Source organism: Deinococcus ficus, assembly GCF_003444775.1.
GTDB lineage: Bacteria > Deinococcota > Deinococci > Deinococcales > Deinococcaceae > Deinococcus > Deinococcus ficus.
This window is the reverse complement of record NZ_CP021084.1, coordinates 1-20,056: the sequence shown is the minus strand read 5'-3', so window position 1 is coordinate 20,056 and position 20,056 is coordinate 1. Positions and strand designations below refer to the sequence as shown.

Annotated in this window: 21 protein-coding genes; 2 read left to right on the top strand and 19 right to left on the bottom strand. The window is 68.7% G+C overall.

The genetic code is table 11. The features are described from left to right. Nucleotides 1-71 precede the first annotated feature (71 nt). Together DFI_RS20390 and DFI_RS18300 are read right to left on the bottom strand one after the other, a co-directional pair. The gene (locus tag DFI_RS20390; protein ID WP_155864633.1) at nucleotides 72-233 is read right to left on the bottom strand and encodes a hypothetical protein; all 162 of its coding nucleotides are present in this window, start codon (nucleotides 231-233) and stop codon (nucleotides 72-74) included. After that, entirely contained in the window at nucleotides 221-559 is a 339-nt protein-coding gene (locus DFI_RS18300) for a hypothetical protein (RefSeq protein ID WP_155864634.1), read from the bottom strand. Before DFI_RS18300 ends, DFI_RS20390 begins: the two co-directional genes overlap by 13 nt. A gap of 206 nt (nucleotides 560-765) precedes the next feature. Between DFI_RS18300 and DFI_RS18295 the strand changes: the two genes are divergently transcribed. Next, entirely contained in the window at nucleotides 766-1,314 is a 549-nt protein-coding gene (locus DFI_RS18295; RefSeq protein ID WP_244940420.1) for a C39 family peptidase, read from the top strand. 60 nt (nucleotides 1,315-1,374) lie between these two features. Here DFI_RS18295 and DFI_RS18290 read toward each other — a convergent pair whose 3' ends face one another. The 7 genes from DFI_RS18290 to DFI_RS18260 all read right to left on the bottom strand — a co-directional run bounded on the left by DFI_RS18290 (nucleotide 1,375) and on the right by DFI_RS18260 (nucleotide 11,341). Further along, nucleotides 1,375-2,652 carry a hypothetical protein gene (locus DFI_RS18290; protein WP_027464379.1) on the bottom strand — a complete coding sequence of 426 codons (1,278 nt, stop codon included), beginning with the start codon at nucleotides 2,650-2,652 and terminating at the stop codon, nucleotides 1,375-1,377. Between the two features lie 120 nt (nucleotides 2,653-2,772). Then, nucleotides 2,773-3,147 carry a hypothetical protein gene (locus DFI_RS18285; protein WP_027464380.1) on the bottom strand — a complete coding sequence of 125 codons (375 nt, stop codon included), beginning with the start codon at nucleotides 3,145-3,147 and terminating at the stop codon, nucleotides 2,773-2,775. Next, a complete protein-coding gene (locus DFI_RS18280) occupies nucleotides 3,144-3,701 on the bottom strand; it encodes a hypothetical protein (RefSeq protein ID WP_027464381.1) in 558 nt (185 codons plus the stop codon). Before DFI_RS18280 ends, DFI_RS18285 begins: the two co-directional genes overlap by 4 nt. Nucleotides 3,702-3,776: 75 nt before the next feature. Then, nucleotides 3,777-5,513 carry an ATP-binding protein gene (locus tag DFI_RS18275; protein WP_155864635.1) on the bottom strand — a complete coding sequence of 579 codons (1,737 nt, stop codon included), beginning with the start codon at nucleotides 5,511-5,513 and terminating at the stop codon, nucleotides 3,777-3,779. A 74-nt stretch (nucleotides 5,514-5,587) separates the two neighbouring features. Next, nucleotides 5,588-6,508 (bottom strand): cysteine protease StiP domain-containing protein, encoded by a 921-nt coding sequence (locus tag DFI_RS18270; protein WP_051308387.1) that lies wholly within the window; start codon nucleotides 6,506-6,508, stop codon nucleotides 5,588-5,590. A 621-nt stretch (nucleotides 6,509-7,129) separates the two neighbouring features. After that, the gene (locus DFI_RS18265; protein ID WP_027464383.1) at nucleotides 7,130-10,039 is read right to left on the bottom strand and encodes a hypothetical protein; all 2,910 of its coding nucleotides are present in this window, start codon (nucleotides 10,037-10,039) and stop codon (nucleotides 7,130-7,132) included. 3 nt (nucleotides 10,040-10,042) lie between these two features. Beyond that, nucleotides 10,043-11,341 (bottom strand): serine hydrolase, encoded by a 1,299-nt coding sequence (locus tag DFI_RS18260; RefSeq protein ID WP_162145448.1) that lies wholly within the window; start codon nucleotides 11,339-11,341, stop codon nucleotides 10,043-10,045. 721 nt (nucleotides 11,342-12,062) lie between these two features. Between DFI_RS18260 and DFI_RS18255 the strand changes: the two genes are divergently transcribed. Next, entirely contained in the window at nucleotides 12,063-13,781 is a 1,719-nt protein-coding gene (locus tag DFI_RS18255) for an ABC transporter substrate-binding protein (RefSeq protein ID WP_027464384.1), read from the top strand. 45 nt (nucleotides 13,782-13,826) lie between these two features. Here the strand turns inward: DFI_RS18255 and DFI_RS18250 are convergent, their stop codons facing one another. The 10 genes from DFI_RS18250 to DFI_RS18205 form a co-directional block, all read right to left on the bottom strand. Next, entirely contained in the window at nucleotides 13,827-14,591 is a 765-nt protein-coding gene (locus DFI_RS18250; RefSeq protein ID WP_155864636.1) for a hypothetical protein, read from the bottom strand. Nucleotides 14,592-14,818: 227 nt separating this feature from the next. Further along, nucleotides 14,819-15,244, bottom strand: coding sequence for a hypothetical protein (locus DFI_RS18245; protein ID WP_027464386.1), 426 nt, complete (start codon nucleotides 15,242-15,244; stop codon nucleotides 14,819-14,821). A 15-nt stretch (nucleotides 15,245-15,259) separates the two neighbouring features. Further along, entirely contained in the window at nucleotides 15,260-15,946 is a 687-nt protein-coding gene (locus DFI_RS18240) for a hypothetical protein (protein WP_027464387.1), read from the bottom strand. Nucleotides 15,947-16,051: 105 nt separating this feature from the next. Next, complete coding sequence (locus tag DFI_RS18235; protein WP_118376033.1) at nucleotides 16,052-16,486, bottom strand: DUF6166 domain-containing protein; 435 nt, start codon at nucleotides 16,484-16,486, stop codon at nucleotides 16,052-16,054. Nucleotides 16,487-16,517: 31 nt separating this feature from the next. Continuing rightward, a complete protein-coding gene (locus DFI_RS18230; protein ID WP_027464389.1) occupies nucleotides 16,518-16,883 on the bottom strand; it encodes a hypothetical protein in 366 nt (121 codons plus the stop codon). 99 nt (nucleotides 16,884-16,982) lie between these two features. Continuing rightward, on the bottom strand, nucleotides 16,983-17,540 hold the full coding sequence (locus tag DFI_RS18225; protein WP_027464390.1) for a hypothetical protein: 558 nt from the start codon (nucleotides 17,538-17,540) through the stop codon (nucleotides 16,983-16,985). Between the two features lie 89 nt (nucleotides 17,541-17,629). Continuing rightward, nucleotides 17,630-18,025 (bottom strand): imm11 family protein, encoded by a 396-nt coding sequence (locus tag DFI_RS18220; protein WP_155864637.1) that lies wholly within the window; start codon nucleotides 18,023-18,025, stop codon nucleotides 17,630-17,632. Nucleotides 18,026-18,152: 127 nt separating this feature from the next. After that, a complete protein-coding gene (locus DFI_RS18215; protein WP_027464392.1) occupies nucleotides 18,153-18,872 on the bottom strand; it encodes a hypothetical protein in 720 nt (239 codons plus the stop codon). A 93-nt stretch (nucleotides 18,873-18,965) separates the two neighbouring features. Continuing rightward, a complete protein-coding gene (locus DFI_RS18210; protein WP_027464393.1) occupies nucleotides 18,966-19,229 on the bottom strand; it encodes a hypothetical protein in 264 nt (87 codons plus the stop codon). Continuing rightward, the gene (locus DFI_RS18205) at nucleotides 19,226-20,056 is read right to left on the bottom strand and encodes a hypothetical protein (protein WP_118376031.1); all 831 of its coding nucleotides are present in this window, start codon (nucleotides 20,054-20,056) and stop codon (nucleotides 19,226-19,228) included. Before DFI_RS18205 ends, DFI_RS18210 begins: the two co-directional genes overlap by 4 nt.

The following is a 20,056-nucleotide window of genomic DNA, read 5'->3' as shown; positions in this document are numbered from 1 at the left end:
ACCGTGCACGGGGGCGCTGCGTTTGCGCTGCCGCGCCGGAGCGCCGGAGCGCCGCGGGACGAACCGGGCCATCAGTGGAGGCGCTCCGGGTCACGAGGCACTGCCGGCACCACGCAGTCATTGGCGCGGGCGAGCATCTCCTGCACCTCCTCCCACGTCAGGGCCAGCGGCACCGGAGCGGGACGCGGCTCGCGTTCAGGGGCGGTCACGTCCAGGTCGTCTACGTCCCGCACCGGATCAACCCCCTGTCCAGCGCGTACAGCGCGGCCTGAGCCGGCACCTTGTACAGGCCGTCGCCACGGTCCTGCCCCTGGTACATCACGGGCACGCCAGGAGCGAACCAGCTCAACGTGTTCGAGGGCGCCGGACCGGCTTTGACCAGGAGAACCCAGGCGTTGGGCCCGTAGCGGCCCACGGCAGCTTCGAGCAACCCGCGCAGCTGCCGCGCGTCGCCTTCGTACCGGCCTTCGCGCCGTTTGTCTCCGCGGGGACGGGGCCAGTCGCGCGGCACCTTGCGCCAGGCCTCCTCGGCCACCCGGTGCAGGTCACCGCCGGTCATGAACATCCCGGGCCTGTAAGCGGTGCCCAGCGCCGAGGGCTGTGCGCGGCGCGGCGCGCACGGACACCCGGGCAATCCGGCGGCGTGGTGTAACGGCCGCGCCGCACACGATCAGCGTCAGGAGGACAGCAATGAAATTCAACATGGTCTGCATCGCCCCTTCAGTCTCACGACGCGCGAGTGTGTTTCGGCGGAGCGTTCTCGCGGTGGCTCTCGGTGCGCTGCTGAGCGTTCCGGGCACGGCCACTCCCGCTCCGTCCACCCCCACGGGGTACGTGCTGTCCGGGCTGCCGCTGGTGCCTCAGACGTACAACGCCTGCGGACCGGCAAGCATCGCCCAGGTGCTGGGGTACTTCGGGGTGAAGGTCACCCAGCAGCAGGTCAGCGCGCTGACCCGCAAGACCCCGCGCTCGTACATGACGGCTGAGGCGCTCGTGCGCTACGCCCCCATCGTCGGCATGAACTCGCGGTTGTACGCCAACGGCACCCTGGACATCGTCCGCTCGGCCGTGCAGAACCGGCTGCCCCTGATCGCCCTGCAGGACGTGACGTGGGAGGGCAAGGTCGTGCCGCACTGGCGGGTGATCGCCGGGTACGACGACGCGGCCCGGCGCGTCTACCTGATGGACCCGCTGCTGGGGTACGTGACGATCTCCTACGCGGAATTCACCCGCGTGTGGAACGTGCACCGCGGGCAGTTCGCGGTGATCTACCCGCCGGCCTGGCACGCGCTGGTGCTTCAAGTCGTCGGCTGAGCACGGCAGCGCGAACCCCAGGCACCTGTTTCCGGGCCTGGGGTTCGCGCTGAGCGGGGCTTACTGGCTCAGGAGGAACGAATCCTGGGTCTTGGCGTCCCAGACGTGCAGGGCCATGTCGAAGGCGATGATGAACTTGCTGGTCCCGGGAACCGCCGCGACCACCGTGAAGCTGCTGTCCCGGCCGGTTTTCAGGGTGCCCGTCTTGGCGATCCCGTACGAACGCGCTCCGGTTTTCGGGTCGATCAGGCCGATCTCGAATGAGTCCGCCCCCACTTCGTAGCGGCTGGTGGCGATTCCGGCGTCACCCACGGCCATCTGGCCGAGGTACCCGACGCGCATGTCGCCCTTGCCGACGCTGCGGGCCGGGGCGTTGGTGTTCAGCTGGCTGACCGTCCGGCGCTCACCGGTCTGGACGTTGATGGCAAAGACCTGCCCGCCGCCGCCGTTGGGACCGTTGGTGCCCAGCACTTCGCTGCCGATCTTTCCGGACCCGAGAATCAGCGGCAGGAGGGTGTTGATGGTGTTGCCGGATCCGACAGGGGAACTGCCGTCCGGGAAGTACTGGCTGATCCACGTGCAGCTCCCGCCGGTGAGGGGGACCTTGCTCAGGCCGCTGCCGGTGCCCTGCGGGTTGTTGTACATGAAGAGGTACAGGTTGGTCCCGTCGACTTCGAAGGTGTTCGCGGGTTTCAGGCTGGTGACCCCCCCGCCCCGGCACAGCGCCGGGCTGTCGAGTTTGGCGACGTTCTTCTCGATGGTCCGGATGCTGCCCGGCGCGTCATCCCGGGCGGAGTCGCTGAAGATCTTGCTGGCCCACACCAGCGTGCGGTCGCCGGTCTTGGGGTCGATGCGCAGAATTTCCGTGCGGTGCTGCAGGCCCTTGTCCACCAGCGCGAGGATGCTGCCGTCCGGTCCGGGGCGCAGCACGCGCACGCCGCCCAGGTCCCACGCCTCGCCCGGCTGCCCGCGGTCGTCGGTGTACGCCTGGCCTTTGCCCCGGCGGTTCTGCCCGTCATACCCGCTGATCATGGTGCGGTCGCCAGTGCTGAGATCGACGCGGATGACCGCGCCCTGGTTGTCCTCCTGCAGCGCGATATCCAGGGGGACGAACAGGGCGTTCGAGGCGGCATCCACGAATCCGCTGCCGAGCTTCTCGAAGCCGCCGAGAGCGAACGGCAGGCCTTCGCCGGTGGTGCCGTAGTCGTTGAGGTCGGTCTTGAAGGTGCAGCGGGCGTCCTTGCCGGCCGCGCAGTTGACGTTGGGCAGGCGGACCTGGGCGCTGGCCGTGGCAGTGAGCAGCATCGCGGCGATCATCAGAGCGGGTTTCAGTTTCATGCAGGACCTCGGGGAGGGGAGTGGAGGAGGGGCGAATGACGTGCGGTGCGCCTGAACCGGCCGGCGCGGCCGTTCAGGCATGCCGTTTCACCGTAGACGGCAGGTGGGTGGTTTTCGGAGTCAGAGGCGGAACTGCCGCTCCAGAGGGGCGCGCAGGACGAACACCTCCAGCTGACTGAGGCCGCGCTGCCGGGCACGCGCGAGGCGGTGGTTGCCGTCAAGGAGCAGGGTGCCGACCTTCACGCCGTGCGCGTCGCAGATCTCCGCGAGAATCACAGGCCGGTCCGGGTTGGGCAGCGAGTCGAGGGTGGTGTCGTCGACCCAGGCGATGCTGGCCCGCGCGACGTCCTCCGGGTGAATGCGGCGGAGTTCGGCGTGACCGTCGGTGATCGCCGCGTCCATGTGCGCGTTGAGTCGGTCGACGTCCCAACTGGCAGCCAGGGCGCAGAACACCTCACCGCGCGGCGGGCCGGAGTCAGGCTCGGCGGCGTTCACGACCCGTACCGCTCGGCCGTGTGGCGGTGTGCGGCCACCCAGCGGCGCAGCACGCGGACCATGCTGCGGTGCCAGACGCGCAGTTCATCGCCGTGGTGAGCGCCGTCGAGCAGGGAGAGCGCCGCGTACTTGCCGCTGCGGGCTTCATGGAGGTACTCGTTCACCTCGCCGGTGAACCGGACGCAGGGAAGGTACAGCCAGGACGGGGTGATCACCGCCGCGTACTTGTCGGCCACGCACAGCCTGGAGATGGCCCGGCCGTTCCGGGCGGCGTAGTACCGGGAGTGGTAGAGCGTGAACTCCCCCCAGTCCCGCCCGAACAGCCGGGCCATGATGCGCGCGCCGAGCTCCACGTGCGTTTCGCCTTCCGGGCCGTCGAGGTTGGGTTTGCCCCAGTAGCCCCAGTCGTGGACGGTGAACGCCACCCACAGGCGCGGGTCGAGCGGGAAGCCGTACAGCCGGGTCCATGCCGCGGCGACCCACAGGGGGTGCAGCAGGAACTGATGGGCGCCGAACAGGAGCGTGAGGGTGCCGGGTGGGGGTCTGCTCTTCATGCCCTGGCCTCACCCCAGGGGGGTGAAGGTGCTGAGGGCGAGCTTGATCCGGTCCGGTGGGCCCGGCAGGGAGGGTCAGGGTTCGCAGGGGCGCCAGTCCAGGCGGTGCTCGGCCGTCAGCGCCGCGATCTTCGCGTCATGCGTGCTGATCTGCGCCCGCAGCTCCTTGAGGCACGCGGCGTAGGTGGCGTCGGGGTAGCGGGCGACGACGGGCGTCATCGCCTGGGCGGCCGCGTACAGCCGGGCGCGTTCCTCCTGGAGCGCGATGACGTGCTTCTGGGCCTCGGCCCGGTCCGGGAAGAAGTGCCCGATGAAGGCGTCGAGGAGCATCGCGCCCACGTCCGCCGCGCTGAGGTCCCCTTCACCCACGCCGATGTCGTCGGGGTTGGGGTTGTGGTGACTGAGTTCCATCACCATCAGCCCACCGAGGGTCGTGAGGTGCTGGCGGAGGTACCGCTCCGCCTCTTCAGGCGTGCCGCGCAGCACCAGGGCGGTGCCGGCGAAGCCTTCCACCACGGTGCCGGTCATCAGGAACGGCACGGGCTGGCCCTGCAGGGTGAGGTTCTCGCACACCGCGGCGGCGGCGATCATCCCGCACCAGTGGTCGTTCAGGGTGAAGAACACCTGGGCGGCCGAGGCGGTCACTTCAGGGACTGGAGCCCGCTCGTCCGCGCAGCCCAGGGCCGGCTGAACGCCGAGCGTCCGCAGGTGGTGCAGGGCCGCCTGCTCGGGGTCACGGGCCGCGTACAGGGCCGGCTGGCTGACCTGAATCCACGTGTCACGCCAGCCCCAGGCGGTGTTGTCGTCGGTGTCGCAGTACAGGCTGACGGAGGCGTCTGCCGGGGCGCTCAGGACGCTGCGTGTGAACCCGCGGCTGTGCAGGAACGCCTCCAGCACGCCCGGCGTGAACGTCTCTTTCACGCGGTCGACCGCTTTGTCGTCGAGTTGCAGGGCGCCGAGGTCCAGTTCGGCACTGTACGTCCCGGTGACCAGCGCGAGGATGCTGTCACTCAGCACCTGCGCGGCGCGGTCGAGCGCCTGGTCTTCGATCAGCTGCGTGCGGTCCGGGAGGATGGGGCGCACACCGCAGGCCGGGTCGATCTGCCAGCACAGGTGGTGTTTGCCCACGAACGCCCGGACGACCGGGTCCAGTGCCGCGGCCCTCGCGTACACCTGACTGGCGCCGGTGGGAAAGGACTCCCAGATCCCGGTGGGGTGGTCGTGGAAGCTGGCGTCGCGGGCGAACCAGAGCGGCCCGACCGGCGTGTCGATGACGCGGCCGTGCGGCACCCTGGCCGGTATCTCCTCGCCCTGGAAGCGGACGGTGATGGGCGCGTACCCTCGGCGCTGCGCGATCATGGCTTTCAGGTCATGGACCTGCTTGAGGGTCACGGCCACCTCAAAGCCGGGCGTGAACGCGGCCGTCTGTACCGGCAACGGGCGTCCGGACGCGAAGTCCTCCGGGGTCAGCTCCACGGCCCAGCTGCCCGAGGTGTAGCGGACGTGGCTGGCGAAGTCCGGGTTGAGGACCGACAGGGCGCCGAGCCCGGCGGGATTGATGACGTTCTCGTCCCAGCCGCTTTCGCCGGCGGTCATCAGCAGTTGCGGGTCGTGCAGGCCGCGGCCGTCATCCCGCACGCGCAGGACGTGGCGCTCAAGCGTGAACTCGACGGTGGTCGCTCCAGCGCGCAGGGCGTTTTGCAGCAGTTCCTGGATGGTCGCGGGCAGCCCCCCGAAGAACCTGGTGGGGAGCTGGCGCAGCAGGCCGCTGCTGAGGCGGGGCGTGACGGACATCGGATGAAGTGCAGTCATGGGTCTCCTTTGTGAGTGGGTGATGCGGGACGCGCGGCACCCCGCAGGGGTGAACGGACGTTGCGCCGCCTGGCTCACGCCGTCAGGGCGCAGGCGAGGTAGGGCAGGTCGGCGTGGACGTACACCGGAAGGCTGCGCCGCCGAGCTTCGTCTTCCAGGTGCCGGGTGTCCGGTGTGCCTGACTGGCGCAGCAGCAGCTCCTGCGGGTCACGCCGCAGCAGGGCCCGTGACGCCTCGCCGACGCCGGCGCGCAGCCGCGCGGGATCACTGACCCCGTACAGTCCGGCGATGAGCAGGGCGTAGTCCGCAGCGGCGCTGGGGCGGCGGCCGCGTTCGGGCGGAAGGGGGTCGGCGAGGCTGACGGCGCGGAGGTACGCCCCGGTTCGGTCGTCCCCGCTGAGCTGCGGTTTGAACGCGGCCGCGTGCCGGCCTCGGCGCTGCGCGACCGGGTGGGAGAGCAGCCCGCACCCGGCCGCGCCGAGCAGGGCGTGGGGAATCAGGACGTCCTGGTAGGTGCCGGCGTACGTGCTGCACCCGGCCGGGTCGCTCAGGACCGCAAGCCGCGCGCCTTTGACACTGGCTTCGAGCGCGCGCGTGACGCCGCCCAGCCCCGTCCAGCCGTCGACAAAGACGACGTCCCGCCCAGGATGCTCGTCGAGCACCTCACGGTAGGCCTGCAGGTCCAGGCCGTCACGGCGGGTGATGCTGAGGCTGTGGTGGGGCCAGGTCAGGCCGTGGCGGGCCGCTTCGCGCCGCAGGAGGATGCCGGCCGGCGTGCCTCCGCGCGCCAGGGACACCAGGACGGCGGCGGGGTGGGCTTCCATGACCTGCCGGGCGACCGCGGCCACCAGGCCAGCGGTGCGGGCGGCCAGCGCGTGCAGCGTTCGGTCGAAGTGCGCGGCCCAGATGGGCTGGTCTTCAGGGGCGCGGGTGGGTGCGGGTGGCAGGCTGTCGAGGTGGAGCCTGACGTCATGGGTGGGGAACGTGTGGTTCACAGCGGGCCTTCCTTGCGCCTGTGCAGCGCTGGACGGGGGGCGGACCCCGGTCGCCTGGACGGATCTCGGGCAGCAGGCGGCACCCTGGGCGCGCCCAGGGTGAACCGTTGTTCATTCGTGCCCCCACCACGCGGGGGGCGTGGTGGGGGCAATGGCGTGTACGAGAATCGGTTTTTAGGGCACAATGAGGCCGGTGTACGAGCCGGGTAAGCTCAGGTGCACCCAAGCAGAAGAACCTGGGGAGGTTCGCTGCTGATCGAAAGCAGGGCGCCGTGCCTCTTGGGGAGGACTCCACGGCGCCCTGCTTTCGTACCTGACGCCCGGGCGTGGGCGGAGCAGGGTGGGCGGCGCGAGGCGCCCTTGCCATGCGGCCTTGGGGAGAGGCTGCGGGACAACGGTCTTCCGGGCCGGTGGAGTCTGGTGACCGTTGGGGGGTGGTCAGTCAGACCCTCGGGCGGGCCGCGCTGTTGATTTCGGGGGGGAGGGTAATTCAGGTGCAGACGGAAAGCGGGAGCATGGAGGTGGGGGAGGTCTCACGTCTTCCGACATGAAGGTATCAAGGGGCGCTTAATCTGAACATAATGTCCGTCCCAGCGCGGACTTTGACCTCCCCCCGCAGGCCTAGACGGCCAGCGTCTTCTCCTCACCGAACAGCCGGGTCAGGGCGTAATGGGCTTCCCTCAGCAGGTAGTCCCACATCGCGTCGTCATCGACTGCCAGCGCGAGGTAGGCGTCGACGGCGCCCCGGTCCCGCTCGGAGAGGGACGGCGCGACCTGGGCAAGCTGGTCGACGGCGGCCGGGTCGAAATCGGTTCGCAGGGCGAGCAGCAGGGCGTGAGCGGCACGGCGCGCCTGGCCCTGCGCGGCGTAATACGTGGCGAGGTGCCCGGCCACGGCGTGCAGCTTCGTCACCAGCTGGCTGTTGATCTCCTCCGCGAACTCGCTGCCCGAGGTTCTGGGCAGGAACAGGCTGAACTGCTCGAGCATCGCCCACAGCCCGGCCGTGTCGGGGTTCTCCGGCGAGAACGCAGGGCTGAGGTAGGCCTCGGCGTCCACCTGAACGGTCCACGCGCCGCGCCTGGCCAGGGTGTAGGTGCGGCCCTGCGTCACGCTGCTGGCGTCGGCAATCACGTCCTTGAGTTCCTGATCCACGTCCCGGAGCACCTTGCGGGCCATGGAAATCGCCGTCGTGGCGGTGTTTCGCGCATTGGCCTTGCCCGTCCAGACCGCCTCCCCGAGCTCCTCAGCGGTGACGGGCTTGTCCTGCAGGGCGAGGTAGGCCAGGACGTACACCGGGTAGTTGTTTTTCAGCGTCACCGGCTGCCCGTTGATGGCCAGGCCCAGCTGCCCGAGGGTGGTCACCTGAATGGTGTGCCGGGCGTCGGAGGGCACGGCCTGCCGCGCGGTGCTGAGCATGCGCTGGAAGCGTCCCGAGTCGGCCGTGCCCATCTTGACGATGGCGGCGTACACGTCCTTGAACTCGTCAGCGAACATGACGGCAGTGATGTCGTTGGGTGACCCGCGCGCGTCGAGCAGCTCCGCCAGGGTGACGGCGTGACTGGTATCGAGCTTGCCCTCTTCAAGGGCGAGTTTGCAGGTGTAGAGGTAGGCGAGAAGCGTGCTGTCGTAGGTCAGCGCGCCTTCCCACCGGATGCGCGCGAAGTGCTCTTTCGCGGCGGCGCGGTTGCCGGCGCTCAGGGCATGCAGGCCTTCGGCGAGAGGCAGGTACGACCGGTGCTCTCCATGGTCACCGCGCACCGAGTCGGACTGGCCGATGATCATCCGCAGGTAGTCCAGGTAGTAGGAGATGCGCTCGGTCTGGCCCAGGCGGTAGAGCGGGTAGCAGATGTAGCCCAGCGGCAGCAGGATGGCGGCCTTGTTGCCCACGCGTTCCAGCTCGTCGATGGAGGCCTTGAACGCCTCGATGGCGTCTTCGAACCGTCCCAGCTCGGTGTACACCAGGCCGCGCTGGTTGTAGAGGTAGCCCACGGGGGAGTCGACCGGCTGCTGCATCACGGAGAGCTTGATCAGCTCGCTTTCCGGCGCGGCTCCGTTCTGGAAGATGGCCAGACCCTCGCGGATGAACACCAGGGCCTCCTCGTGGCGCCCGGAGTCTTTGAGCATGTCGCCCATGATGTTGTAGATGGGCGTCAGCGAGCGCCGGAACTTCCCGGCGGCCACGTCGCTGCTCATCAGCTTGATCGCCTCGCCCGACCAGGTGAGGGCCTCGTCGAGGTGCCCGGCCATCTGGTGGTAGTAGGCCACGCGCGCCACGGCGATCACATGCACTTCCAGGTCGCCGCAGAGCACGGCGTACTCGTAGGCGCGTTCCGCGGCGCGCAGGCCTTCTTCGTAACTGTCCAGCCGCAGGTGCAGCAGGGCTTCGCAGTTGTACGCCAGCGCGGTCTCGTAATCGGACGTGGCGGCCTTGTGGATCAGAGGCACCATCGTCCGGAAGGTCACGAAGTCGTTCCGGAAGTTCGCCAGCCGCGCGAGCATGGTGTACGTGAGGCTGCTGGCGCTGCCCTGGTCGCGCTGGTACATCAGGACTTCGCGCGCGTCGTCGGTCTGGCCGGTGACCACCAGCAGGTGGGCGAGCTTGTCCCGCAGGGCGGGGGTCAGCCGGCGCAGGCCGATGTGCTGCAGGGCAGTCACCAGGGCGTGGACGCACTCGCGGGAGACTTCCGCCTCGTCGCCGTGCTGGTCGAAAAAGGCCGCCACCGCCGCGACTGCCTGGCCGGCGTCCACGCCCTTGACGTACTCCTGCAGGGCCTGCGCGCCCGCTTCGGGGGTGCTGGCCTGCGGGACGGTGCGGTTCAGCAGGAAGGCCCAGAAGTAGGGGTGAAGGGCGAGTGACTCACCGGCAGGAACGATGGGCAGGCCGCTGTTCATCACCGCGGTGAAGGCCTGGTCTCCCTGCTGCTGGAGGTGGGCGAAGTACGCGTCCCACATCTCGAGCATCGGGACGCTCTCCAGCCGGGCGCGAATCGCCGGGTCGAGATCTTCCATCAGGTCGGTGAGGTAGGCCTCAGGCCGGAACATCGGCTGGTGGAACTGCGCACTGAGATGCGGCCAGCCCTGGGTTTCGGTGTACAGGTCGCCGACATCGTCGCGCTGGTGCAGGTCGTACAGCTCCTTGACGGTAAAGGCGAGGTCGGCAGCGTCGAGCACCAGCAGGCGCCCGCGGCTTTGCAGGAGGTGCACGCGGGGGTAGTGCAGGTGCCGCACGGCGAGCACGACGCGGGTGTCGTGCGGGTCGAGGCCGAGCAGGCTGGAAACCACGGGGGCGGGGAGCAGCCAGGCGTCGTCGATCAGGACGGTCGCGCTGTGCCCGGTGTGCGCCCGCCGGGCCAGCAGGGTGTCGAGGGCGTCACCGCTGCGGGCGACCACGACGTCGGCGCCGTGCTCCTGCGCGTACTGCCGCATGAGGGTGCTTTTGCCCCAGCCGCTGGGCGCGCACAGGAGGATGTGCCCGGGAAACTGGTGCAGTTCCGGCAGCAGCCGGGTGCGGGTGAGGGCCTTATGACGCACGGCTCACCGTCCCAGCGGCCCGAGGACGCTGCCCAGCCACACCATCAGCGGACGGATCTGCGCTTCCATCAGCTCAGCGTCGAGGGTCTTGCTTTCGTGGTTGAGGTACGCGTAGGTCATCAGGCGCCCGTTGGGCAGCTGCACCGCGCCCGTCAGAGTCAGCAGCCGCCAGCCGCTGCCGGCCTTCGCGCCCCAGTAGCTGTACGGGAACGGCGCGGTCTTGGGGCGGCAGCAGCCCTGGCTGAGCATCGCGCGCATGACCTTGTCACTCTGCGGGGTGAGGCCGCCCTTGAGGTGGAGGTACGCCAGGAAGTCCGCGTAACTCCGGGCGGTGCTGATGTTCTGGAGGGCCGTGTCGAGCGCGAGGTCGTAGTTGGGGCCCTTGAAGTACACGTCGAGGTCGCGCTCCACTGCGGGGCCGGTGACCTGGAGACTGCGGGCGTTGAGGCGGCTGGCAAAGGCAATCCGCTCTTTGAGGCCGAGCGCCTGGTACTGCTGCGCCGCGCGGAGCATCACGTCATGGTTCGTGGGCGGAATCAGTTCCGGGAACAGCCCGGCCTGCGCGCCCCACTGCGCTTTGTTGGTGAGCATGACCTGCGTGCAGGGGCTGCGCTCGGCCACCAGGGCCGCGACGCGCTCCGTGCCGACCTTGCGGTGAAGGATGTCAGAGGCGGTGTTCTCGCTCTTGCCGATCGCGGCCTGAAGGAGGTGCGAGACGGTGTTGCTGCCGCGGCTGTAGAACTCGATGGACCGGTTCGCCTCGGTGGTCTCCAGGCGCGTGTTGAGGGTCAGTCGGCCGGCGTCCACGTCCCGCAGGGTCGCCCAAAGCACGGCGGTCTTGTAGGCGCTCGCCAGCGGCATGACCTGGTTGGCCGGTCCAATGGCGTAGGCGCGCACGGGCGCCGCCGTTTTCGGGTCGTAGACGGCGGCGTAGAAGCTGACCTTCCCGGTGACGAAGGCAGGCAGCGGGACCGGGGGGCGGGGGGCGCTGACCGCTGGCCCGCAGGTGGTGGCCGGGGCCGGCGCGGCCGCAAGCGGGACCGGTGTGGCCACGCCGAGCTGCAGGAGTTGTCCCGGGCGGAGGTCGGGTCCGGTGAGGCCGTTGAGGCGCTGGAGTACCTGGACGGGCACGCCGGTGCGCCTGGAGATGCTGCTCAGGGTGTCACCGGGCTGCACCGCGTACGTGGCGGGCGTGTCCGCTGCTGGCGGACCCATGACTGGCGCTGCGGCCAGGGTGCTGCTCGACAGGGTGGCTGCCAGCAGGAGGCCGCAGATCATCGTCCAGTTCGGAGTTTTCGCCATGATGCTTTCAGCATAGAGACGTTTTCCTGACGGTGTCGTGACAGTACGGCTTGAGTCAGACGTGAAAAACGGGTATGGAGGGCGGAGTTCTGCGGCGCAGACGGCAGTGCGGCGCGCCTTCCGGCCGGGATTGTGGGTGGGTGGCATGGATGGGCCGGCACCCGTCAGGGTGAGATGGGGTGTGGTCGCCGGGCCGGATGCACGCTCAATCCGTCGCTGGTGGATGCGGGTCCGCGCGTGTGGGACGCGGCCGGGTGCGGTGCCCTGCGGTGCAGCGGCCCGGTCGGCTGAGGCGCGTCCCAGAGAACACGCAGAAAGCGGGGCGTCACGATAGCTAAATGTCAAAGCATCTGGCACAATAGAGGCAGGTGTACCGGGTCCAAGACCGGTGCACGCGATGCAGACGGGCCTGGGGAGGTTCGCACCTGCACAGAGCGAGCATGCGCCCGGGGGGGAAATGCAGCTTCTCTGCAATCAGACCGGAGGAGGCGGTGGGGGGCTATATGCGTTCCACCGCCTTCTTGTCTCGCGCCGAACGGCGCCGGCCCGAGCGGGCCGCCGGTGCCACACCGGGTGTGCCCAAAGCCGGCCCCACCCAGGTCCGGGTATTTCGGACGAAGTGGAACCACGGGGCAGGGGAGGCAAGGCCGCCGACTGCCCATCCTGGACGCCGTTTGTTGAAATGTCCCACTTGCAGCCATGCTGGAGATCGGAGGAATTCATGCACAAAGCCCTACTGACTTCACTGAGCCTGGCCCTGCTGGTGTCCACCGCGCACGCGACTGCCCCCAAAGACACCCTCGTCATGCAGTGGGCGTCCGACATCACCACCCTCGACCCGGCCCAGGCCTACGACGGAGCCAGTTTCGCCGTGACCGAGAACCTCTACGACACCCTCGTGACCTACGCCGGCAGCAACCTCAAGACGCCGGTGCCGAGCCTGGCCACGCGCTGGACCATCCGCCCGGACGGCCGGCAGTACACCTTCGACCTGCGCAAGAACGTCAAGTTCCACTCCGGGAACGCCTTCGCCTGCGCCGACGCGGAATACTCCCTGCGCCGCATGCTTGTCACGAACCACGCCGAAAGCGGCATCTGGTACGTCGCCGAATCCCTCCTCGGCACCGGCAGCAACGCCAACGACGACAAGAGTGTCACTTGGGCCAAGATCAGCGCCGCCGTGAAGTGCAACGCCGCCGGCCAGCTCGTCCTGACCCTGCCCAAAGCCGACCCGGCCCTCCTGTCGAAACTGGCCAGCCAGAACACCGCCATCGTCGACCGGGTCCACGCCGTGCGCCTGGGCGACTGGAACGGAACGGAAAGCACCTGGAAGGCCTGGATCGGCAAGGACCTGACCAACAGCGTCCTTCACCGCCAGCCCAGCGGGACCGGCGCGTACCGGCTCGTGCGCCGCGACGCTCAGTCGCTGCTCGCCGTCCGGTTCGATGGGTACTGGGGCAAAGCCGCGCCTCTCAAGAACGTCGTGCTCCAACTCGTTCCTGAAGAGGCCGCGCGACTGGCGGCGTTCAACCGGTGCGACGCGGACATCATCGAACTCGACGGGCGCGCGAGCCTGGTGCAGGTCAAAAGCATGCCCCAGGCGACCATCGTGGACGGCCTGCCGGACCTGGCCACCCCCGTGATCGCGATGAACCAGGACATCAAGGACCCGGCCCTGCTCGGCAGCGGCAAGCTCGATGGACGCGGCATTCCCGCGAACTTCTTCGCGGACCTGAACGTCCGCCGCGCGTTCAATTTCGCGTTCGACCGCACCCGGTACGTCCGCGAGATCACCGACGGCACCGGCCTGACGCGTACCATGGCCCTGCCGCCGTCGTTCCTGGGGTACGACGAGAAGATCGCGCAGTTCCCGTACAGCCCGGCCCGCGCCGCAGAGGAGTTCAAGAAGGCCTTCGGCGGCCGCCTGTGGCAGAACGGGTTCGTTCTGAACGTGACGTACCGCTCGGACCTGAGCAGCAGCCAGACGACCATGGAACTGCTGAAGCAGTCCGTGGAGGCCATCAACCCGAAATTCCGCGTGAACCTCCTGCCGCTGGCGTACTCGGAGCTGCTCGCGGCCAGCAAGGAAGGCAAGACCACCATGGTGGGCCTGCTCTGGTCTCCGGACTACCTGGACCCGGACAACATCATGTACACCCTGTACTCCAGCGAGGGCTACTACGCGCCCCGCACGAGCTTCAAGGACGCGCAGATCGACGCGATGCTCGAACGCGCCCGGACCATCACCGACGCGAAGGCGCGTGAGGCGCTGTACCAAAGCGTGGGCGCCCGCGCGCAGACCCTCGCGCCGTACATCCTGCTGCCGTCCGAACCCAATTTCGTCGCGTACTGCCGCTCGCTCAAGGGCATCAGCAAAGCCACGTTCAACCCCATGCTCGGCTCGCTCAGCGGCGTGTACTGGCGGAACCTGAGCAAGTAACCCTGACCCGCTGAGCCGCGCTGCTTCAGAGGCAGCGCGGCTCACTCATGTCATGGTGTCCACCTCCGGGCGTGACGCGGCCGGGTCCGAAGTGTCCACGTGCAGGCCGTGCAGGCTGCGCCCCCGGGCGGGATTGTCCGTGGCCACCACAGCCCAGATCAGGTGGTCACCGCCGCGCACACCGAGGCCCGAAACGGCCGCGTCGATGGCCAGGAGCCGCGCCGAGCTGCCCTGCGAGGGCGTGATGGCGGTCTCGCTGCGCAGGCGACGGGCCCGCAGCAGCCACAACCGGATCGCTGAGGGATCCAGGGCGGGCAGGCTGAGCAGCAGCTCGGCGCTCAGACCGGACACAGGCGTGCGCTCCAGGGCCCGGTCCCGGTGCTGGCTCTTCCACAGGGCGCGCAGCGCCGCGGTGGTGGCCGGGACCGGGACAGCGAACGGACGGTACCGCCTGGCGCAGTCGAGCGCGAGACGGTACGTGTCGATGCACCGGCCCAGGCCTTCATGCAGAAAAAACCCGTAGATGATCCAGCTCAGGTGCGGGGTGTGCGGCGGCAGCAGGAACAGCCGTGGGTCGTCCGCGAGCCGCCGGGCCAGCGGCACATTGAGTGGCGCGTGCCCGGCAGGCGCCGGCGTGGGCTGCGCGGGCCCGCACTCCGGGTCGTACTCCGCAGCCAGCTGTGCAAGCAGGGCCGCGTCCGGCACCCGCCCCAGACTGAGGGCCTGACCGGCGCGCAGGGCCACAGTGTGGGGTCTGGACTGACGGCGGAGGGCGCACTCCTCGTCAAATCCGTGGGAGAGACTGGACATGGTGACAGACGAAGACCCCCGCCAGGCGGGGGTGAAAGGGTGGGGTTACGGCGCGCCTGCTGTCCACCGGTGGCGCCCAGCTTCTCGCTGTCCCGCGACCCTCCGGCCTGGTGGAGGGTCGCGCTGTTGCCGGGTCACCAGGAGACTCGCGGGCGGACGTCCGCAGGGGGAGGTGGTGTGGCGCCGGCCCCCTCGTCAGGCACGTCCGGGGCGCCGTTCCGGAATGCTCAGGGCCCGTTCAGTGCCATCATGCGCCGCACCAGTTCGTCCTTGACCGCGTGCGATTCCCCACTGAGAAACTGGATGAGCTGCGGCTGTCCGGCCGTGAGGTAGAGGTTGCAGCCCTTCTGCTGGAGTTCGCTGAGGGCCGGGCCGGGCCGCCCGTGCGAGAGCACCTGGTACACGCTCGTGCGCAGTTCATTGCGCTGGCCTTCCGTGGCGAGCCAGGTCTGATCGCCGCGCGTGATCTCGAAGCGGTTGTTCAGGGTCGTGTGCAGCGTGCCGTCACAGACGACCTGCAGGCGGTTCTCGCCAAGTTCGGTGATGACGACGGGGCGCGCCACGAGCGTGCGTGCCAGGCCGCGCCAGGCCACGTAGCCTGCGATGAGCAGACCGAGGACGGCCGCCACGGCGATGGTTCGAATGTGGTTCATGCCGCTCCTCCCGGGTCAGTACAGGTGGACGTGCAGGTTGCCGCCCGACTGAAGCTGGAGCTGCGTCTGCACGTCCGCCAGGCCCGCGTCGTGCTGGTCGATCAGCACCACCGGGTTCTTCCGCTGGCGCGACTCCTCGATCACCTGGTGGTACAGCATCAGCCGGGTCGCGTCCCTGAGCGGCGCCGGTGTGCGCAGCAGGTCGTAGTTGATCACCGCCCGGGGCGCGGGCAGCATGCCTTCCCCGTCCAGCATGGGCGAGAAATGCCGGCCCAGCTGCTCCAGGGCGGCCGCGTCAGCCCGGCCCGCGTCGGAGGTGCCTGCCAGGGCTGCGATCAGAGTCTGCAGGGTCGGGACCGGCTGGCCGGGCCCTGCGGCGCTGAGCAGCCGCCAGATGTGCCCGGCGCGTTCCGGCGTGCCCGGCTGGCCGAGAAGACGCTCGACGATCCTGATCTTGAGCAGCAGGGTCAGGGCGTCCCCTGGAACGCTGCCGGGATGCATGGGGTTAAACCGCACCCGCCCGCGATCCTCGATCGGGGCATTCGGCGTCACGTGGATGTTCAGCCCCTTGATCATCTGAGCAAAATCCTGGAAGTGGGCGTGGGCATCGATGTTGCGGATGATCATGCCGCTGCGCTGCATGCGGTTGATCTGCTGCGTGATGTCCTGGATCTGGTCAGGGGTGGCAGGGGGACTCGTCATCTCCTGTCCAGCGTAAACACGCGAGGGTGGTCGTCCGAACGGAGCCTGCCCACGCGCCATGACAGCACAGGCGCTCCCTGCGGCGAGGGGCGCCTGTGCGGCTGATTACTGGGGCTGCGCGGCGATCCAGCGGTGAAGGTCCTGGACGTCCAGCGTGTGACTGCGGTCCTGATCGAGCGGCGCCAGGAAGTGCTCCTTGAACGGCTGATGCAGAACCCACACGCGCTTGCTGACGTAACTGCCGTCATACAGCCGGACCGGCAGCTGCTCGGCGAGGTCGAAATACTGGTTGTCCAGGCGCTCGCGGCTCTCGTGGTCCAGGTCGAGTTCGTCGAGGTCAGCGCCGACGGGCATGCCGAGCTGCTGAGCGATGTCCTCGTGGGTTCTCGGCGCGGCGGCAGGGAGGGGGAGCAGGTGGTGCAGGATGGACAGCGCGGTGTCTGCCGGTCCTGCCCCCGCGTAGCCCCACTGGACTTCTCCGCTGGTGGAGTGGTGGCGGAGCATGGGGAAGTTCGGGCATTGGCGGTCGAGGTGGATCATGGCAAGCTCCTGTGGACGTGGTCGGGGCCGGTCAGAGGGACGCTTCGATCAGTTCGTTCAGCCGCGCCTGGGCCTGCGGGTGGCCGGCCTGGAACAGGCTGCGGGTGCGTTCCAGCCGCTCGGGGTCGCTGATGACGAGCACGGCTTCGCGGATGGTCGCCGCGTCGGGGTGGCGCTCGCCGACCATCAGGAAGAGGTCCTGCCCGCGTTCGAGCGTGCGCTGCAGTTCGGCGTGGCTGACACTCGCCTGCTTCAGGGGCCGGGGCGCATGCATCGGCGCGAAAGACGTGGCCGTCTGCAGGTCCGCGGTGAAGCTGAGGTCCTGGTCGCCGAGGTACCCGGCGGCGGTGGCGGGGTCGAGGATTTCGATGGGTCCGAGCATCTGGAAGGGTTTCATGCCAGTCGTCCACCCGCCACTGCGGGTGAATGCTGTTCAGGCGGGCGCTTCACCTGCCTGGGTGTGAAGCGCCCGCCTGAATGGAAGGAGTGGTGCCGGTCAGTTCTGCGCGTCGCTCGCAAACCAGCGGTCGCCGTCGCGTTTGAACCGCACCTCACGGGCAGAATCAGGCACCCGGACTCCCAGCGCCGTGGTGACCGGGTCGGTGGCCCATTCTTCGCGGTCCACGGGCCGGACGACCTTCGCTGTGGCGCCCTTCCCCTCGTCGGTGACTTCGAAGGTGTCGATCACGGACTTGGCGAAGGCGCCGTAGCACAGCTGGTCGGCATTGACTTTGCCGATGATGTCCTTGAACAGAGGCGTGTGCTTGACGACCTTGACGGGATAGGTGGTGCCCGTGGCACTCGTTTCGGTGCCGTCGCTGACGCTGAGCAGTCCAGCATCCGCCGCGCGGGCGTGCAGGTTCTCGCTGTACATCTCCAGGTCGTACGAGCCCTCGTCGAGGACCTCAATGAAGGTCGTGTCCACGGGGACGCAGGCGGGGCCGGCATCCTGGGGCAGGGCCGCCTGCAGGATGTCTTTGGACGCGGCGTTCTTGTCACCGCAACTGCTCAGCAGTGAGCCGAGCAGCAGCAGGGTCAGGAGAGAGGGCTTCATACGTCACTCTGTGTGCAGGTGGGTGAAACTGTCAAATGCTCACAATTCGCCGGGGCGACCTCAGCCGGACGCGCCTCGCTGGGCAGTGGTCACCGGTTCGGCCCTTTCTGCGCTTCAGGCCAGACCTCCCGGAACTTCAGCCCTGTCAAGTTGGCGGTGGAATACGCCTCAGTAAACTGATCGCTGACAAAGAACGTGGTGTACCGCCGCAGCTGGAAGAAGTGATGCCCGCCGATCCGGTCACGCCGGAAGTGAAAGCCAGCGTCGCCTTCACGAGCTGGATCCATGACTCGCGGGTGGCGGACGGCGTGGTAGATGAAGTACGCCTCCTCTTCACCGTCCAGGGTCAACGGCAGAAGTTCGCCGTGCTGGAGGAGATAGTTGCGGAGATGCTCGGCTGCGGCGCGGGAGAAGGCCAGCGCGGGGAGGGCCGCCCGGACGATGTCAGGCACCACCGTCCCGCATGCAGAAGGCAGTTCATACATGCGGATCCTTCCCAGGCGGAATCCCATTGGCGCTGGCCAGCCTCGAACGCCCGCTGCGGAAGTGCCAAATGAACCGGCCGCCCCTCCGAAGAGTTGCGGCCGGTCAGAGCACAGGGCCCGGGGAGGGTCAGGGGGCGAGGTGGTACTGGAACGTGGCGTACAGGTCCACAGGCCCACTGGCGTTCGTCGCCGTGTAGGTGTCCGTGTTCGTGCCGTCCCCGTTGGCGACTCGGGTGGTGACCTGCTTGACGATGTTCCAGCCTTTCTTGAAGGTCACGTCGAGGTCGAGGGTCATGGTGGTCTTCGAGTCCGGGCTCTTGCAGGTGCCGGCGATGGTGACGCGGCTGTCCTGGTTGACGTACGACACGCCCATGGTCGTGCCCGTCGCGTTCGCGCCGGACCGGACCAGCAGGGCCGGCATCAGGTAGTGCGGGGTGTCCGGGTGCGCTTCGAGGGTGAAGTTCGCGCCGGAACCGCGGGTCCCTTCTGTGACGAACTTCTTGGTGAAGGTGCAGGTGTCGAACATGGAGAAGTCAAGCGGCGTGAGCTCCGTGTCCTTGGGCGTGGGCAGCGTCACGGTGTACTTCAGGTCACTGCCGACCGTGGTGGTCGTGCTCGTGCCGTCTCCGGCGCTGCTGTTCACGAACACCTTCAACGTCTTCCCGGCGGCGTCTGCGTCCGTGTGCGCGTTGGTGGTCGTGCCGTCCATCTGCGTGCCGAGGTGCACGGTGCCGCTCACCGTGGTCACGGCCGGGAAGGAGGGGAGAGGCTCGACGATCACGTCGTCTTTCCCGCAGGAGGCGAGAATCAGGGTGCTGAGCAGGGAACCGACAATCAGGCGTTTCACTCTTTCATCCTGCCCGCACGTGGGTGGTCGCGGGCGCAAGGTTGACCGCGCCCTGGGGGGCAGCGGGGGAGAGTGCGCCCAACCCCATCACGCTCACAGGGCGAATCCCTCGGCCCGCAGCAGGCCTCCACATACCACGTGGTGAACGTCCTGAGCGTCAATGCCGATCAGCGCGCCGGCGGCCTGGACGTCCAGCAGCAGGTGCTGCCGCGCCGCCTCACGCCCAAGGCCCTGTGCTTTGAGGCCAAGGGCTTTGGTTCGCAGGTGGGTGTCCAGCGCACAGTGGACGGTCAGGACCGCGATCTCGCGGGCTCGGGAGGCACGGCCCTCCGGAAGGGTCACCTGGCCGGCCGTCATGCGCACCGGGCCAGTCGCGCGTCGTATGCCACTTCTCCCGCGGCGAACCGCAGGGCGCGGCGTGGGACCAGGTAACGCGTGGTGTCGTACCCGGCGAGGCGCAGGTCGTCCCAGAACGCGCTGAAGTACCGCTGTAGGTCCGGTTTGCTCAGGCACCCGCTGTGCCAGTGAGCCGAGCGGTCGCCGGCGATGTCATGCACGGTGGGGAGGCCAGTGTGGGCGAGATGGTCGCGCACGGCCTGGCAAACCCCCGGTGCGTCCGGGCGGGACGCGCCAGACACCGGTCCGGTACCTCCCCGCTCCAGTCGCCAGACGGTGACGGTGTCGCTGAGCCACCCGGCGTAATCGAACGCGGTTTTCGTGAGCACGTCCGGGGTGAAGAAGCTGCCTCCCGGCATGTCGAGGCGCGTGCGGTCCGCGTTGAGCACCCCTCCTTCGCTCAGCAGGCCTTCGGTGAGGGCGTGGCGGGGCAGCACCTGACCGTGCCGGCGCATCGGCGTTTCCAGCGTCCGCCGGACGTTCGCGCAGCGCAGCGTCGGGAAGCCCGCTGCGAAGACCCGGTAAGGCAGCCAGGTCTCGGCCTCAGCAGCTGCCGCCTCGGTGTCCCGCTGCTGCTGCCGCGCCTGAGCGCTGCGCGCCCATCCCTCCTCGACTTCGATGTGCCGGTCGAGCTGCGACGCCGGGATCACCGTGGTGAGGGTGCTGCCAGGAATGCTGAGGAGGTAGCGGTCACCATGGCGGCTGAGAACAGACTGTTCACCGTGCCGTCCCTGGAAGCGGCGGCCGACGTGGGGATCGCTGGTGTGCAGCGGAGCATCTTGAGTCAT

Bases quoted from the DNA above. Each gene is read 5' to 3' on its own strand.
- DFI_RS18210 (WP_027464393.1), bottom strand. From the start codon at position 19,229: ATGACGGCCGGCCAGGTGACCCTTCCGGAGGGCCGTGCCTCCCGAGCC.
- DFI_RS18260 (WP_162145448.1), bottom strand. From the start codon at position 11,341: ATGGCGAAAACTCCGAACTGGACGATGATCTGCGGCCTCCTGCTGGCA.
- DFI_RS18245 (WP_027464386.1), bottom strand. From the start codon at position 15,244: ATGAACCACATTCGAACCATCGCCGTGGCGGCCGTCCTCGGTCTGCTC.
- DFI_RS18280 (WP_027464381.1), bottom strand. From the start codon at position 3,701: ATGAAGAGCAGACCCCCACCCGGCACCCTCACGCTCCTGTTCGGCGCC.
- DFI_RS18205 (WP_118376031.1), bottom strand. From the start codon at position 20,056: ATGACTCAAGATGCTCCGCTGCACACCAGCGATCCCCACGTCGGCCGC.
- DFI_RS18235 (WP_118376033.1), bottom strand. From the start codon at position 16,486: ATGATCCACCTCGACCGCCAATGCCCGAACTTCCCCATGCTCCGCCAC.
- DFI_RS18225 (WP_027464390.1), bottom strand. From the start codon at position 17,540: ATGAAGCCCTCTCTCCTGACCCTGCTGCTGCTCGGCTCACTGCTGAGC.
- DFI_RS18220 (WP_155864637.1), bottom strand. From the start codon at position 18,025: ATGTATGAACTGCCTTCTGCATGCGGGACGGTGGTGCCTGACATCGTC.
- DFI_RS18290 (WP_027464379.1), bottom strand. From the start codon at position 2,652: ATGAAACTGAAACCCGCTCTGATGATCGCCGCGATGCTGCTCACTGCC.
- DFI_RS18255 (WP_027464384.1), top strand. From the start codon at position 12,063: ATGCACAAAGCCCTACTGACTTCACTGAGCCTGGCCCTGCTGGTGTCC.
- DFI_RS18300 (WP_155864634.1), bottom strand. From the start codon at position 559: ATGACCGGCGGTGACCTGCACCGGGTGGCCGAGGAGGCCTGGCGCAAG.
- DFI_RS18250 (WP_155864636.1), bottom strand. From the start codon at position 14,591: ATGTCCAGTCTCTCCCACGGATTTGACGAGGAGTGCGCCCTCCGCCGT.
- DFI_RS18240 (WP_027464387.1), bottom strand. From the start codon at position 15,946: ATGACGAGTCCCCCTGCCACCCCTGACCAGATCCAGGACATCACGCAG.
- DFI_RS18275 (WP_155864635.1), bottom strand. From the start codon at position 5,513: ATGACTGCACTTCATCCGATGTCCGTCACGCCCCGCCTCAGCAGCGGC.
- DFI_RS18230 (WP_027464389.1), bottom strand. From the start codon at position 16,883: ATGAAACCCTTCCAGATGCTCGGACCCATCGAAATCCTCGACCCCGCC.